The sequence below is a fragment of the Streptomyces sp. NBC_01261 genome (genome assembly GCF_036226385.1).
GTDB lineage: Bacteria > Actinomycetota > Actinomycetes > Streptomycetales > Streptomycetaceae > Streptomyces.
Window position 1 is genome coordinate 2,304,192 of sequence record NZ_CP108463.1, and the last position, 15,136, is coordinate 2,319,327.

13 protein-coding genes are annotated in these 15,136 nt (G+C 70.4%); 2 read left to right on the forward strand and 11 right to left on the reverse strand.

Annotation, left to right across the window (positions count from 1 at the left end; translation table 11 throughout):
• Positions 1-28 precede the first annotated feature (28 nt).
• From OG226_RS10100 to OG226_RS10125, 6 genes are all read right to left on the reverse strand, one after another.
• Entirely contained in the window at positions 29-772 is a 744-nt protein-coding gene (locus tag OG226_RS10100; protein WP_329348650.1) for a YcnI family copper-binding membrane protein, read from the reverse strand.
• A gap of 39 nt (positions 773-811) precedes the next feature.
• Positions 812-1,417, reverse strand: coding sequence for a hypothetical protein (locus OG226_RS10105; RefSeq protein ID WP_329348651.1), 606 nt, complete (start codon positions 1,415-1,417; stop codon positions 812-814).
• Between the two features lie 215 nt (positions 1,418-1,632).
• The gene (locus tag OG226_RS10110) at positions 1,633-2,859 is read right to left on the reverse strand and encodes an MDR family MFS transporter (protein ID WP_329348652.1); all 1,227 of its coding nucleotides are present in this window, start codon (positions 2,857-2,859) and stop codon (positions 1,633-1,635) included.
• Positions 2,856-4,721, reverse strand: a complete 1,866-nt coding sequence (locus tag OG226_RS10115) for an ABC transporter permease subunit (RefSeq protein ID WP_329348653.1) — start codon at positions 4,719-4,721, stop codon at positions 2,856-2,858. The genes OG226_RS10110 and OG226_RS10115 overlap by 4 nt, the downstream gene beginning before the upstream one ends.
• A 3-nt stretch (positions 4,722-4,724) precedes the next feature.
• Positions 4,725-6,239, reverse strand: a complete 1,515-nt coding sequence (locus OG226_RS10120; protein ID WP_443066879.1) for an ABC transporter substrate-binding protein — start codon at positions 6,237-6,239, stop codon at positions 4,725-4,727.
• A complete protein-coding gene (locus tag OG226_RS10125) occupies positions 6,236-6,772 on the reverse strand; it encodes a GNAT family N-acetyltransferase (protein WP_329348655.1) in 537 nt (178 codons plus the stop codon). Before OG226_RS10125 ends, OG226_RS10120 begins: the two co-directional genes overlap by 4 nt.
• 156 nt (positions 6,773-6,928) lie before the next feature.
• Here OG226_RS10125 and OG226_RS10130 point away from each other — a divergent pair, with 156 nt between their 5' ends.
• Both OG226_RS10130 and OG226_RS10135 read left to right on the forward strand, forming a co-directional pair.
• Positions 6,929-7,888, forward strand: coding sequence for an ATP-binding protein (locus tag OG226_RS10130; protein ID WP_329348656.1), 960 nt, complete (start codon positions 6,929-6,931; stop codon positions 7,886-7,888).
• 49 nt (positions 7,889-7,937) lie between these two features.
• Positions 7,938-8,330, forward strand: a complete 393-nt coding sequence (locus OG226_RS10135; protein ID WP_329348657.1) for an SCO5389 family protein — start codon at positions 7,938-7,940, stop codon at positions 8,328-8,330.
• Positions 8,331-8,381: 51 nt separating this feature from the next.
• On the opposite strand, the gene OG226_RS10140 is transcribed toward OG226_RS10135, so the two are convergent.
• The 5 genes from OG226_RS10140 to OG226_RS10160 all read right to left on the reverse strand — a co-directional run bounded on the left by OG226_RS10140 (position 8,382) and on the right by OG226_RS10160 (position 14,973).
• Entirely contained in the window at positions 8,382-10,250 is a 1,869-nt protein-coding gene (locus OG226_RS10140; protein ID WP_329348658.1) for a discoidin domain-containing protein, read from the reverse strand.
• A gap of 143 nt (positions 10,251-10,393) precedes the next feature.
• Positions 10,394-11,752, reverse strand: a complete 1,359-nt coding sequence (locus OG226_RS10145) for a GH1 family beta-glucosidase (RefSeq protein WP_328676491.1) — start codon at positions 11,750-11,752, stop codon at positions 10,394-10,396.
• A 38-nt stretch (positions 11,753-11,790) separates the two neighbouring features.
• Entirely contained in the window at positions 11,791-12,630 is an 840-nt protein-coding gene (locus OG226_RS10150; protein ID WP_019059057.1) for a carbohydrate ABC transporter permease, read from the reverse strand.
• A gap of 22 nt (positions 12,631-12,652) precedes the next feature.
• Positions 12,653-13,648: a carbohydrate ABC transporter permease gene (locus OG226_RS10155; protein WP_328676493.1), complete on the reverse strand. Its 996-nt coding sequence runs from the start codon at positions 13,646-13,648 to the stop codon at positions 12,653-12,655.
• 8 nt (positions 13,649-13,656) lie between these two features.
• Entirely contained in the window at positions 13,657-14,973 is a 1,317-nt protein-coding gene (locus tag OG226_RS10160; RefSeq protein ID WP_328676496.1) for an ABC transporter substrate-binding protein, read from the reverse strand.
• Between the last annotated feature and the right edge of the window lie 163 nt (positions 14,974-15,136).

Here is a 15,136-nt window from a genome sequence, read left to right on the forward strand (position 1 = left end):
CTACGACTCGGGTGCTACGACTTGGGTGCTACGCCCGCGGGGTCCGGCCGCGCACGATCGCGAAGGCGCCCGCCGCGAGGCCGAGCACGCCGACGATCAGCCCGGCGATGCCGAGCCCGCGGGCGGTCGAGTCGCTGCTCGACGAGGAGGCGGAGGCGGACGTCGTCTTCGTGGCGGTGGCCGCCGCCGAGGCGGAGGCGGCCGGGGCCGCGTCGCCGTCCTCGCTCTCCTTCGCGGTGAGCTTGAGGACGGGCGCCGGGTTCTCCGGCTCGTCGTCCCCGGCCGTGGTCTGCTCGATCCAGCGGACGACATCGCCGTCCGAGTATGTCTGGAGCGTCTTGAACGCCAACTGGTCGGTGTCGTCGGGCAGTTGACCGAAGGCGACGTTGAAGTCCTCGTACTGTCCGGCCGCGATCTTCCCGCCGGTCCAGGTGATCTGGGAGACGGCGTCGGTGATGGTGCCGTCGTCGGTCTTCACGGGCGTCTTGAGCTTGCTGGTGGTGACCTTCGCGGTCCAGCCGTTCTGCGGGGTGACCAGCACGCCGAGGACGGGGTGGTCGGTGGGCAGATAGACCTGGACCTTGGTGGTGCTCGCCTTGTCCTCCTCGTTGGGGACACGGAAGGTGAGCACGCCGTCCGTGGCGCCCTTGGCGTAACTCTCCGGGTGGACGGTCACGTGCGCGGAGGCGACGCCGGCGGCGGCCAGGACTCCGGCGGTGGCGAGCGCGGCCACGGTGCCTGCGCGGCGCAGGGTGGTGCGGTGTGCGGACATGGTGAGGTGATCTCCGTACGGGAAAAGGAAGTTGGGTGGTCAGACCGGGTACGGGATCGGGTCCGGTGGTCCTCTACGGCTGACCGCGTGCCGGAGGAGGAGTTGGCGCAGGGGGGCCGCGTCGGCGGCGGAACGTCCGGGACGGCGGGATGTACGGGCGGCCTGGGGCACGGGAGCGTCCCGCCACCAGGCGACCAGCCCCGGCACGAAGGCGACGGCCCAGCGCAGCAGCGACCACAGCGCGGCCTCCCCGCGCCGCAGCCACCAGGCCGCGACGAGCGCGGCGACGACATGGGCGGCCACGGCGTGCGGGGTCATCGCCTGCGTCTGCCGCATGGGCGCCATGGCGTGCCCGGACATGTGCGCCATACCGGCCATCGCCATGCCGGTCCGTGGCCGCGCGACATCGAAACCGAGGTGGAGCCCGGCCTGGGTGGCCAGCATGGCGGCACCGATGCCGGACATGGACCGTTCCCGACCGCCGAGCAGCCACCCCATGACGAACACGACGAGGAATCCGGCACCGTCCGCCCACAACGGAGGCGTGGCACCGGTGGCGAGCCCGTGCCCGGCGGCAGCCAGCAGCACACACACCGCGGCGAACACCGCGGCGCGCAGGCTCCGAACCGCCGGCGATGCGCTCATGGTGACGGATCCTCCCACGCACCGTTGCCGCCGAAGCCGTCGATGGCGGTTTAGGGGGCAGCTCATATCTGGTTCATGGCTTGGTACGGCGGGGGCGGGTGGGGCGTTCAGTTCGGGTGGGTGGACTCGTGCGGGCATGCGTCGATTTACCGGGATACGGCGCTGGTGGACCGGTCCAGACACCGGGACCGTGGCACGGGGGCCTTGCGGCCGGCTCATCTCCGGCGCGGTCGGCGTGACCGGCGCGGCAGCGAGCCGACCGCCGCCATCGGTACGGCGGCCAGCACCAGCCAGGGCACGGCCGCGGGCAACCCCAAGTCGAGGAGGGTGCCGGTGCCCGCGCTGCCGAGGAGGACGATCAGGCCGGAGACGGAGGACAGCGCGCCGGTGTAGAGGCCGAGGCGTCCGGGTTCGGCGAGGTCGGGGACCCAGGCGCGGGCGACAGGGGCGATGAGCATCTGGCCGAGGGTGAGCAGGACGACGAAGCCGGTCGCGGGCAACAGCCCGCCGGTACCGGTCAGTTCGGCGGGCCGGGCCACCGCCACGGCCGTGAACCCTACGGCGATCAGCAGCAGCCCGGTCGCCATGGACCGGCGCGGGTCGAGCCGCTCCCCCGCCCAGCGGGTCACGGGCAACTGCGCGGTCACCACCAGCAGCGAGGACAGCCCGAACAGCCAGGCCAGCGGCGCCTGCGAGCCCGCCGCGCGCTCCACCTCCTCGGGGAGGGCCAAGTAGAGCTGGTTGTAGGCGAGGAGATAGGCGCCGTAGGCACAACACAGCGCGAGGAAGGGCCGGTTGCGCACCAGGGCCCGCAAGCCGCCCTTCTCTTTGATGTGCGGCCGCCCGGGAATGTGCTGCGGCAGCAACCACGCATGGCCCGCGAGGACGAGCACGAAGACCCCGGCCCCGGCGAGACACGCGACCCGGAAGTCCACGGCGAGCAGCAACGCGCCGAGCAACGGCCCTACGAACGACCCGACTTGACCGGCGACGGTGAACAACGCGAGCACCCGGGTCCGGGACCCCCCGCCCGCCTTCTCCCACTCGACCGCCTGCCGCGCCACCTCCGACTCCACGGCCGGTGAGAACAGCGCGGCTGCGAACCCGATGAGCAGAACGGCTCCGACGACGGCCCAGATCTCGTCCGCGTACCCGAGCCAGCCGAACCCGGCGATCCGCAGCACGCACCCCGCGAGCACCACGGGCCGGACGCCGTACCGGTCGGCGAGGGCCCCGCCGACCACGAACAGCCCTTGCTGGCTGAAGGTTCTGAGCCCCAGCACGAGACCGACGAGCCAGCCCGCCATGCCGATCGCGTCCGCCAGGTGCTCGGCCAGGAACGGCAGTACGGCGAAGAAGCCGATGTTGAAGGCGAGTTGAGTGAGGATCAGCAGCCGGAGCAGCGGGGAGAGCGGGGTACGCACGAGGGCCACGGAGGTCATCGAGCGGCCAATTCCCTTCGCGTGCTAGCCCCTTGCATGTTCCCGGCGGCCGTGACCGCGAGTGCGCCGAGCAGCGCGAGGACGGCTGCGGGGGCCAGGACTGCCCAGGGGGCGCGTTCGGCATAGGGCTGGTTCTCGGCGAGGAGCAACCCCCATTCCGGGGAGGGCGGTTGCGCGCCGAGGCCGAGGAAGCCGAGCGAGGCGAGGGCGAGCGCGACACCGGGCAGGCGGAGCAGGGCGTGCCGGGTGACGGGCGGCAGGACGGCGGGCAGGAGTGAGTGGCGCAGGATGTGCCAACGGCCCGCGCCCAGGCCCCGGGTGGCGGTCACGTGCAGGGTGGCGCGTTCCTGGAGCAGCAGTGCGGAGGTGTGCGCGGCCAGGGGCGTCCAGGCGAGGGCGGCCACGGCGAGGGCGGGTGTCGCCGCCCCACTTCCCGCGACGGCGGTGACCAACAGGGCGGCCAGGACCGGCGGTACGGCGTTCACCGTGTCGACGAGCGGCCCGGACAGCCGGGGCAACAGCCCGAGCAGTACGCCGGTACCGAGCGCGACGGCACTGATCGCGAGGGCGAGCAGCAGGGTGTCGACGGCGCCGTGGGCGACCCGCGCGAGGAGATCCCGGCCGAGCGAGTCCGTGCCGAACGGGTGGGTCCAGGTGGGGTGTTGGAGGCGCAGCCCGGTGTCGAGGGCGAGGGGATCCCGGGGCAGACCGAGCGCGACGACACCGAGGAGGAGGGCGCCGTAGACAAGGGGCAGGGTTCGTCGGGGAGTTGAGGTGCTGGGCCCGTGGAGGGAGGGGAGGGCGTCGGCACGTAGCGCGGGGCCGATGAGGAGGCGTGCCGTGAGACGGGTGAGTCCGGCGGCTACGGCGGCGAGCAGGAGAAGGGCGAGGGTACCGGCCTGAAGCACGGGCAGGTCCTGGGCGAGGGCGGCCTGGAGGGTGGTGCGGCCGAGCCCCGGGATGTCGAAGATCTGCTCGACGGCGACGGCACCACCGGTCAACCCGACGACGAACAAACCCATGGTGGGCAACAACCCCGGCAGACACCGCCGCACGACCTGTCGGGCGATCGGCCCCCCGGACAACCCCCGTGCGGCAGCGGCCCGTACCCAGGGCTCGCCGAACGCCCCCGGCAACAGATCATCGAGCAACCGCCCCAGCACAGCTCCGGCAGGCACCCCCAACGCAAGCGCCGGCAGCACCACCCACCGCGGCCCGTACCACCCGAGCGCGGGCAACCACCCGAACTGCACCCCGACGACGGTGGCGAGCACGGAGGCGGTGAGGAACTCGGGCAACGCGGCAAGAACGGCGGAGCCGGTGCCACCGGGGCGCTCTGCGGGACCACGGAATCGCCGCCGGGCGCGGGACTCCGGCCGCGCCGCGGCGCAGATACCGCCGAGCCGCCGCGCGACGAACTCCCCCAGCACGCCCGGGAATCCGGACCCAGCGTCACTCGACCGCCCCACCGCACGCGCACCCCGCCGCAACGTCCGCGCACACACCAACCCGGCCGTGACAACGGCCACCGCGACCGCCGCGCCCATCAACAGCAGGGACGCGCCCAGGGCTTGGAGCACTCCGGGCATGACCTCGGCGCCGGAGATCCACGAGCGCCCGGCGTCGCCGTGCGGCAGGCCGGTGAGCCACTGGCCGAGCAGGTGCAACGGGCCTTTGTCGAGGCCGAGTTGGGTGCGGATGGTGGCGAGGACCTGCGGGTCGGGGTCGCGTTCCGCCGAGCGGGCCTTGAGGACGGTGCGGGCCGGGTCGGTGCGGGAGAGCCAGGGCAGGAGGCCGACCGCGCAGACGAGGGCAGCGGCGAGGAAGGCGCGCCACAGGAGCGTGGCCGTGCGGTGCGGCATGGTTCAGTGCCGGGTTCCGGGGCCGACGAGGGTGCGCTCGTACGGGTCGAGGAGGGCGCCCCGCACCGAGGTGCCGACGCCGGTGACGACACGTTGGTGCACGAGCGGTACGACGGCGTCGGTGCCGAGGATCCCGGCTTCGGCCGTCATCGCGGCGCTCTGCCGCGCGGAGGTGTCGGCGGTGCGCTCGGCCTTCGCCACGGCCCGGTCGACGGCCTTGTCGCACAGCAGGGCGAGGTTGTAGCCGCCGTCACAGGTGTAGTCACTGGCGAGCACGGCCACCGGATCGCCCGTGTCCACCAGGGTGTTGCGGGCGACGACGAACGCGTCGAACTTACCGGCCAGCGCGTCGCTCTCGATCCGCGAGTACTCCCGCACCTCCAACTCGACCTTGAATCCCGCCTTTTCCAGCTGTTGCTTCAACACCTGGGCGACTTCGGGGAGTTCGGGCCGGTTGTCGTACGTCGCGAGGGTGATGGTCCGACCGCCGGGCGCCACGGGCTCGGCCCGCCCGACCGGTTGCTCGCGCTTGCCCGCGGCCCAGGTGACGGCGGGGCCGTAGATACCCGTACCCGCGTCGGCGTGACCTTCGTAGACACCCTTGGCCAGTGCGGAGGTGTCGACGGCCTCGCGGGCGGTGGCGCGAAGCTTCGGGTCCTTGAACGGGCCTGTCCTGGTGTTGAGTTGGAGGCTCGTGGTGCGGGTGGTGGCGGTCTCGCGGCGGGTGTCCGCGTCGAGAGTCGCGGCCTGGGCGACGGGTATCGCCTCGGCGACGTCGACCTGTCCGGTGCGCAGCGCGTTGGTGCGGGCGGTGCCGTCCGCGATGAACCGTGCGTCGATTCCGGAGGCTTGGGCGAGCCCGCCCCAGTAGTCGTCGAAGCGATCCAGGGTGGCTGCCGTGGAGCCGGTGACCTTCGTCAGTTCGAAGGGACCGGTGGCGGTGCCGACCGGGTCGACGCGACCCTTCTCCTCGTACGCCTTCGGGGAGAGCACGGCGAGCGCGGGACCGGCCAGCCTCAACGGCAGTACGGGGTCGGGGGAGTTGGTGGTGATGCGCAGGCGGTCACCGCCCGCGGACTCGGCGGTGAGGGTGACGCCGGAGAGCGCGGCCGGGGCGGGCTTCGCCTCGGCGGCATGGCCGAGGGCGGTGGCCACGCGGGCCGGAGTGACCTCGGTGCCGTCCTGGAAGGTCGCCTCGCGGAGCGTGAACAGCCAGCTGCGGTCGCCCTCCCGCTGCCAGGACCGGGCGAGCGCGGGGGCGGCGGAACCGTTGGCGTCCAGGGCGGTCAGGCCTTCGGTGACACCGAGGCGGCTGAGGATGGTGGCGTCGGCGCCGTACGGGGAGAGGTTCTCGGCGGGCGGGAACGCGAGGGCGACGCGCAGCCGGGAACCGGACTCCCCGGTCGTGCCCCCGCTCTCCTCGCCGGCGGAGGCGAAACAGCCGGTGAGGAGCGGGGCGAGCGTGAGGGCGAGGAGCAGGCGGGCAGGGCGGGTTCGTCCGGGTCGCATCGCGGTCATCGCTCCATCGCCAGTTCGAAGTGCACGATCCCCTGCCCGCCGCCCGGGTCGTCACGCTCGTCGTGCACGACCTTCCCGAGCGACCGCCAGAAGGCCTCGGCGCCGGGTACGGCGGGATCGGTGTGCAGGTAGACGGCGCGGTAGCCGCCGTCGGCCGCGGCGAACGCGAGGAGTCCGCCGACGAGGTGCCGGGCGAGGCCGCGCCTACGGTGCGCGGGGCGGACGTAGACGCGACGCAGTTGCGCGGTGTCCCCGGAGGGGTAGCGCTCGGCGAGGTCGCGCGGGTTCGGCGGATGGACCGGTCCACGGGAGTCGAGGGCGGCGGTCGCCACGACCGCGCCGTCGGCGGGGTCGAGCGCCACGAGGAGGGTGTGGCGGGCCGGGGTGAGATAGGCGGCGGCCGGGTCGATGATGTCGCCGTGCCAGCGGGGCACGTAGCCGGTGTGGAAGTCGCGGTAGACGGTGTCGAGCATCACGGCACGCGCACCGTCGATGTCGTCCGGGCCTGCCGCCCTGATGCAGTAGTCAAGCACTTGCACATCATATGCATTAAGACTCCCAGGCCTTGATCGCCTTTGGACCGTTCCCGGATCACCCTTGATCCACTGGATTTGACAGCCTCGCGGCCACCCCCTAAAACCTAGCCACATGACATTCATTTTCAAAACTGCGATCGCGGCGGACCGGTAGTGCGCGTCGCGTTCGTCGGCAAGGGCGGCAGCGGAAAGACCACGCTGTCGGCCCTCTTCGCCCGCCATCTGGCCCGCGCCGGCGCCCCCGTGCTCGCCATCGACGGCGACATCAACCAGCATCTGGCCGAGGCCCTGTCCCCCGACGCGTCTCCCGGCACCGAACCGGTCACCGCCCCACCCCTGGCCGCCCACCTGGCCGAGCTCAAGAACTACCTGCGCGGCACCAACCCCCGCATCGCCTCCCCCGAGGCCATGATCAAGACCACACCCCCGGGACGCGGCTCACGCCTTCTGCGGCTGCTCGGCGACGACGAGGTGCACGCCCGGCATGTGGTCCGTGCGGGTGACGTACCGCTGATGGCGACGGGCGAGTTCGAGGAGAGCGACCTCGGGGTGGCCTGCTACCACTCCAAACTCGGCGCGGTGGAGCTGTACTTGAACCACCTGGTCGACGGCACCGGCGAATACGTCGTGATCGACATGACGGCGGGCGCCGACGCCTTCGCCTCCGGCCTGTTCACCCGCTTCGACCTGACGTTCCTGGTGGCCGAACCCACCCGCAAGGGCGTCTCCGTGTACCGCCAGTACCGCGACCACGCACGGGAGTTCGGCATCCGCCTCGCCGTGATCGGCAACAAGGTCACCGGCGAGGACGACCTGCTCTTCCTCAAGGAGGAGGTGGGCGACGACCTCCTGACCCACCTGGTGCACTCCCCCGCCGTCCGCGCCGCCGAACAGGGCCGGGCACAGGGCGAGTTGGAGCCGCACAACGTGCACGCCCTGCAGGTGCTGCGCGAGGCGGTCGACGCTCGCCCGAGGGACTGGCCGACGCTGCACCGCCACGCCGTCGACTTCCACCTCCGTAACGCCACCGCGTGGGCGGACAAGGCGACGGGCCTGAATCTCGCGGCCCAGGTGGACCCGGACTACGTACCGGGCCCGACGCCACAACCCTGACCACCACCGGCTCGCTGTTCACCGACAACCAGACAGGACACCCCTTTTCATGTCTCTCGACGTCTCCCCGAAGCTCCTCGCCGAAGCCGAACACGGTGACATCCGCGAGGCGGACTTCGTGGACACGGTTCGCACGTCCCTGCCGTACGCCTACGACCTCATCGCCGGTCTCGCCACCGAACTCCGCGACACCACGGCCGAGTTCACCGACAACCAGACCCCGCCCCTGTCCGAACAGGAACGCGGCCAGCTGCTGCGGGCCCTGGCCAGCGACGCGATCAGGGGCAGCCTGGAGCGCCACTTCGGGGTGGCGCTGGCCTTCCAGAACTGCCATCGGGTGGCGGCGTTCCGGCCGGGGGCGCTGGACGGGGAGACGTACGCGCGGTTCACGTCGGTACGGTCCCAAGTGCTGAACCAGTCACCGGAGTTCAGGGACTGCTGACGGGCGGCGGAACGGGCCGGTCCGGTGCCGCGCACCGGACCGGCCCAGCTGTTACCTCTTCTGTTCGACCCGCACCCAGTCCACCTCCGCCTGCACTCCCCCGGCGGCGACCTTGTCCACGCTCGCCTGCGGCAGCCCCCAGTACGGCGTGGTCACCTGGTTCCAGCCGGCCGGATACGCGCCGCCCAGCGCGAGGTTGAGGATGACGTACTGGTTGTGGTCGTAGACCCATTGGCCTCGGGTCGATTCGAGTTTGTTGCGGGTGGTCTCCTGGACGAGGGTGTCGTCGACGTAGAAGCGCATCGTGGTCGGGGTCCATTCGACCGCGTACGTGTGCCACTGGTCGGCGGTGCCGCCGTTCGGGTAGGTCTGGCGGGCGCCGATGTTGCCGTCGGCGGAGTAGCCGGGGCCGTGGAGGGCCGTGCTCGTCCAGGTCGGGTAGCCGATGTTCTCCATGATGTCGGTCTCGCCGGAGGCGGGCCAGGAGACCGACGGGTCGTCGACGTTGCTGCCGAGCAGCCAGAAGGCGGGCCAGAATCCGTCGCCGACCGGGAGCTTCATGCGGGCGCTGACCTTGCCGTACGTGAAGTCGAACTTGGTGTTGGTGTCGATGCGGCCGGACGTGAAGTCGTACGTGCCACCGCCCGCCTGGGTGCAGCCCTTGCAGTACTTCGCCCCGAGGATCAACTCTCCGTTCTGGGTACGGACGTTGTCCGTGGAGTCGACGTACGCCTGGGACTCGCCGTTGACCGAGCCCATCTCGGTGCCCGTCCGCACGACCCGCCATTTGGAGCGGTCCAGGGCCGCCGACGTGAAGTCGTCGAAGAACGTCGTCTGGTACGTGCCCGACTGGTCGGCGGGAAGTACGGGGTAGGCCGCCGCCGCGCTGCCGCCGGTGCCCCAGACCTGGAACTCGTAGAGGGAGTAGCCGAATTGGGCCGTGTAGGGCGCCGGGTTGTAGAAGGAGCGGCGTTCCTTGCCGAGCATGCGGACGTAGCGGCCGGTGACGGGCTGGGGCAGGGTGACCGTGTCGTGGCGGCCGGTGGCGTCGGCGGGAGCCTGGACGTTCGCGCGGCGGGCGGCGATGTCGGCGGCCGAGGGTTCGTAGACCGTGCGCCAGGTGCTGTTGTCGTCGGAGACCTGGAGCAAGTAGTCGACGGCGTAGGCCGATTCCCAGTAGAAGTCGACCGTGTCGATCGTCGAGGTCGCGCCCAGGTCGACCGAGACCCAGCGGTCGGCGTTCCAGTCGCTGGACCAACGGGTCGCGTCGTCCTTGAGGTTGGCTGGCCAGCCGCCGTCGGTGACGTACGCCGGTGAAACGCCGTTGTGCTGGTAGTAGTCGGAGTACGCCGGGTGGTTCAGGGCGAGGTTGGTGCGGGCCGTGGACGCGGGGGCCTGTTCGCCGCCGTAGACCTTGAAGGAGTAGAGCGAGTAGCCGTAGGGCGTGGCACGTTCCAAGCCGCGCATGCGGACGTAGCGGCCCGTCACCTCCTGGGGGTACGTGCTCGTGGTGACCGAACCGCCGGTGCCGGCCGTCTCCGTGTAGAACGGCGTCCAGTCGGTGCCGTTCCTGGAGACCTCCAGGACGTATCTCTTGCCGTAGGCCGCCTCCCAGTCGAGGGTGACGCGGTCGATGCGGATCGTCGTGCCGAGGTCGAGGCGGATCCAGGCGTCGTCGGCGAAGTTGCTGGACCAGCGGGTCGCGCCGTCACCGTCGAAGGCGAGGCCGGGGGTGGTGCCGGCGTTCTCGCTGCCGGAGGCGGTGACGGCGGCCGGGTTCGCGGCGTAGGAGGCAGCCGCGCGGTCGGTGTCCCAGGTCGCGGCGGCGGCCGCGGCCTGCGGTGCGGGGGCCGCGAGGGCCGGGGTGGCGGAGAACAGGGCCAGCGCGGTGAGCGCGGTGAGCAGGGTGCGTGCGGGCATGCGGGTCTCCTTGAGGGGCGGGTCTCCTTCTGGGGGTGCTCGTGCCGACCTACAGCTGACTGTCGTGCGCATGACACACATGGGGATGGTGGTGCCCCGGTGGGTGCGGGCTCCCCCGCCCGCGCCCACCGGGGCCGCCTTGCTCAGGCCGCGCGTTGGGCCCGGCTGCGGTGGTCGCGGATGATGTCCGCGTACCGGTGGCCGGAGCCCTTGATCGTGCGGACCTGGGTCTCGTAGTCCACGTGGACCAGTCCAAAACGCTTCTCGTAGCCGTACGCCCACTCGAAGTTGTCGAGCAGCGACCAGGCGAAGTAGCCGGCCAGCGGGGCACCCTTGCGGGCCGCCGAGGCGCAGGCGGCGAGGTGCTGGACCAGGTAGTCCTGGCGCTCCGGGTCGTCGACCGTGCCGTCGGGGCGTACGACGTCGGGGAACGAGGAGCCGTTCTCGGTGACGTAGATCCGGCGGGGGGCGTACTCCTCGGTGAGGCGGAGCAGCAGGGTCTCGATACCGGACGCGTCGATCTCCCAGTCCATGCCCGTGCGCGGGACACCTGGGCGGCGCACGGCGCGGGTGTAGGGGGCGGGGCCGTCGGGGTCGTCGGCGACGGTCGCCGGGAAGTAGTAGTTCAGGCCGAGCCAGTCGAGCGGGGCGGCGATGGTCGCCAAGTCGCCCGGCTGTTCCGGGAGTTCGACGCCGTACGTCTCGACCATGTCCGCCGGGAAGCCACGGCCGTGGATCGGGTCGAGCCACCAGCGGTTGACGTGGCCGTCCTGCCGGCGGGCCGCCCGGACGTCCTCGTCGCGGTCGCCGGCGGGGTAGACCGTGGAGAGGTTGTTGACGATGCCGACCTGGGCGTCGGGGGCGGCGGCGCGGATCGCCTGGGCGGCGAGGCCGTGGCCGAGCAGCAGGTGGTAGGAAGCCCGCACGGCGGCCGTTAGATCGGTCCAACCCGGGGCCATCTTGCCTTCGAGGTGGCCGATCCAGGCCGAGCAGGAGGGCTCGTTGAGGGTCGTCCAGTGGGTGACGCGGTCGCCGAGGCGTTCGGCCACGACCGAGGCGTACGCCGCGAAGTGCTCGGCGGTGGCGCGCTCGGGCCAGCCGCCGCGGTCCTGGAGCGCCTGGGGCAGGTCCCAGTGGTAGAGGGTGGCGGAGGGGGTGATGCCCGCCTCCAGGAGTCCGTCCACCAACTCGTCGTAGAACGCGAGGCCCTTGGGGTTGGCGGGGCCGTCGCCGCCGGGGACGACGCGGGGCCAGGCGATCGACAACCGGTAGGCGTTGGCGCCGAGTTGGCGCATCAGGCCGAGGTCCTCGCGCCAGCGGTGGTAGTGGTCGCAGGCGACGTCGCCGTTGTCGTTGTTCGCGATCTTTCCGGGAGTGTGCGAGAAGGTGTCCCAGATCGACGGCGCGCGTCCGTCCTCGGCGACGGCTCCCTCGATCTGGTACGCCGCGGTGGCCGTGCCCCACAGGAAGTCGTGCGGGAGTGCGGCGAAGTCGATGGTCACTGAAGTCCCTTTACGGTCAGCGGAGTTGGTCGGGTCGGTCACTTGACGGCGCCCGCCGTCAGCCCGGCGACGAGATAGCGCTGCAGCAGCAGGAAGCCGGCGACCACGGGCACGCTGACGACCAGCGAGGCGGCCATGATCTGGTTCCAGTACACGTCGTTGAGCGTGGAGTAGCCCTGGAGTCCGACGGCGAGCGTGCGGGTCGAGTCGTTGGTCATGACGGAGGCGAAGAGGACTTCTCCCCACGCGGTCATGAAGGCGTAGACGGCGACCGCGACGATGCCGGGGATCGCGGCCGGTACGACGACGCGCAGCAGTGCGCCGAGCGGACCGCAGCCGTCGACCAGCGCGGCCTCGTCCAAGTCCCGTGGCACGGAGTCGAAGTAGCCGATCAGCATCCAGATGGAGAAGGGCAGGGAGAAGGTGAGATACGTCAGGATCAGGCCGCCGCGCGAGCCGAACAGGGCGATGCCCGTGGCGTTGCCGATGTTGACGTAGAGGAGGAACAGCGGGAGGAGGAAGAGGATGCCCGGGAACATCTGCGTCGACAGGACGGTGACCGTGAAGACGCGCTTGCCGCGGAACTCGTAGCGGCTGACGGCGTACGCGGCGAAGACCGCGATCACCACCGAGCAGAGGGTCGCGGCGACGGACACGATCAGCGAGTTCATGAAGTACTTCGCGAGCGGGACCGTCGACCAGATGTCGATGTACGGGCGGATCGTGAGACCGCTCGGCAGCCAGCGGAACTTGCCCGTGACGTCCGAGAGCGGTTTCAGGGAGCTGGAGAGCATGACGTACACCGGCACCAGGACGAAGCCGGCGAGCAGGGTGAGGAAGATCCGCCGCGACCAGATGAAGGAGCGGGGCGGGGCCATCGGTGACCTGGAGACAGAGGAACTAGACATCGGCCGACCTCCGTCCGCGTGAAGTGACCACCAGGTACACACCGGTGACGACGAGCAGGAACAGCAGCAGCAGGACCGACATCGCGGAGCCGGTGCCGAAGTTCCAGGTGACGAACGAGGCCTGGTAGATGTGCACCGAGATGAGGTCCGCGGCCTCGGGGGCGGACCTGCCGAACAGGACGTACGGCGTGTTGAAGTCGTTGAACGTCCACAGGAACAGCACCAGGACCAGCACCTGGTTGACCGGGCGCAGTGACGGCACGGTGATGCGGCGGATCTGCTGCAGCCGGCCGGCGCCGTCGATGGACGCCGCCTCGTACAGCTCCTTGGGGATGTTCTGCAGGCCGGCCATGACGATGAGGAAGGCGAACGGCCAGCCCTTCCACACGTGCACGATGAGCAGCGCGTAGAAGCTGTTGTCGCCGATCAGCCAGAACGACGGCTTGCTGGTGATGTGCAGCTGGTCGTGCAGGACGTGGTTCACCAGGCCGTTGTCGTGCTGGAACATGAAGACCCAGGTGATGACGGCCGCGTAGACCGGCAGCGCGTACGGGATCAGGAAGAGCGCTCTCAGCAGGCCCCGGCCGCGGAAGTTGTCCTGCATGTAGATCGCGGTGACCGTGCCGAGCAGCCAGCAGAAGGCGACCGACAGCAGGGTGAAGACGACGGTGACGAAGAAGGAGTGGAGGAGCGACTTGCCGACGGGGGCGCTGAAGTCCACCGAGACCTTGTAGTTGCCGAAGCCGGACCAGGGCGCGGTGCCCCAGTCGCGGATGTAGAACTGGGTGAGCTCCTTGAAGCTCATGACGATGCCGATGACCATCGGCACCAGGTGGACCAGGAGTTCGAGGATCAGGGCGGGCAGGAGCAGCAGATACGGCAGTCCGATCCGGCGGATCCGGTCGGTACGCCGACGGCGCGGCCCGGGGGCCGCCGTGGCGGAAGTGTCCTTCCGCTCGGCGGCCTCCGGGGTGACAGTGCTCGTCACAGTCGCACTCACTTCGCCGGCATCTGCTGCTGAGCCTTTTCGAGCTCCGCCTTGACCGACGCGGTCGTCACCGCGCGTCCCGCGGCGACGTCGGCGAACAGGTCCTTGACGGCCGTGCCGACCGCCGTCTCGAACTGGGACTCGTCGGCGACCTGCGGGAGCGCGGCGGCGCTCTTGGCGAGGGTGTCCTTGAGGACGGCGTTCGCGGGGGTGTTGAACGCGGTGTCCTCCTGCGCGGTCTTCACCGGCGGGATGGAGCTGTACGCCGTGTTGAGGATCTTCTGCTCGGCGTCGCTCGTCATGAACTTCACGAACTTGGTGGAACCGTCCAAGTTGTTCGTGTTCTTGAAGACGGCCAGGTTGATGCCGGCCACCATCGAGTTGGTCTGCGCGCCGGTGCCCGGGGTGCCGGACTGCACGGGGATCGGGGCGATGCCGTACGAACTCTCGCTCATGCCCTGCGACTTGAGGTTGGCGGACGCCGACTGCCACATCAGCATCGCCGTCTTGCCCTTGGCGAAGTCGCTGACGGACTGGTTCTGCGCGTACTCGGCGTTGCCGACCGGGATGACCTTGTCCTTGGCCATCAGGTCGACGTACTGCTTGACCGCGGCCACCACACCGTCGTTGGTGAAGTCGGCCTTGCCGTCGGCGGTGAAGAAGTCGGCGCCGTGCTGCTTGGCGAAGACGAAGGTGTGGTGGATGTTCTCCGAGACGTTGGCGCCCTCGGCGCCGAGCGCCTGCTTGCCCTTCGCCTCGATCTTCTTTCCGTCGGCGACCAACTCGTCCCAGGTGGTGGGCGGTTGGGCGATGCCGGCGTCGGCGAAGATCTGCTTGTTGTAGTAGAGCGCGTACGCCATCGAGTACAGCGGGACGGCGGCCGGGTCCTTGCCCGTGGCGCCGGTGGAGCCGAGCGCGGAGTCGACGAAGCGGTCCTTGCCGCCGATCTTCGCGAAGTTGGCCGCGCTCCACGGGAGGAAGGCGCCGGTGGCCTGCAGGGAGGCGCTCCAGGTGTTGCCGATGTTCAGGACGTCGGGGCCCTGGCCTGAAGTCGTCGCCGTGAGGATCCGGTTGAGCAGGTCGGACCAGGGCACGACCTCCAGCTTCACCGTGATGCCGGTCTGCTTCTTGAACTTGTCGAGCTCGGGCTGGAGGACCTTCTTGTCGATCGCAATGCTGGCGCCCTGGTTGGAGGCCCAGTAGGTGAGCGTCTTGGGCGAGTCGTTGGATCCTCCACCCGTGGACGAACCGCCTCCGCAGGCCGTGGCCGCTAGGGCGAGTGACATGGTGACGGCGCCTACGGCCGCGGCTCGGATGCTGCGCATACTCCGGGTGTCCCTTCAGGGAATGCACTCACGACTTAATTTAGGACGTGAGTTAAACCTCGGAAGCCAGAAGCGTCAAGAGTTTGGACGCCACTCGTCGAACTCGGTCGTACCTCTTGACGGCCGTGTTCACGGACCTGAAGCATTCCCCCGCGAGAGAGCG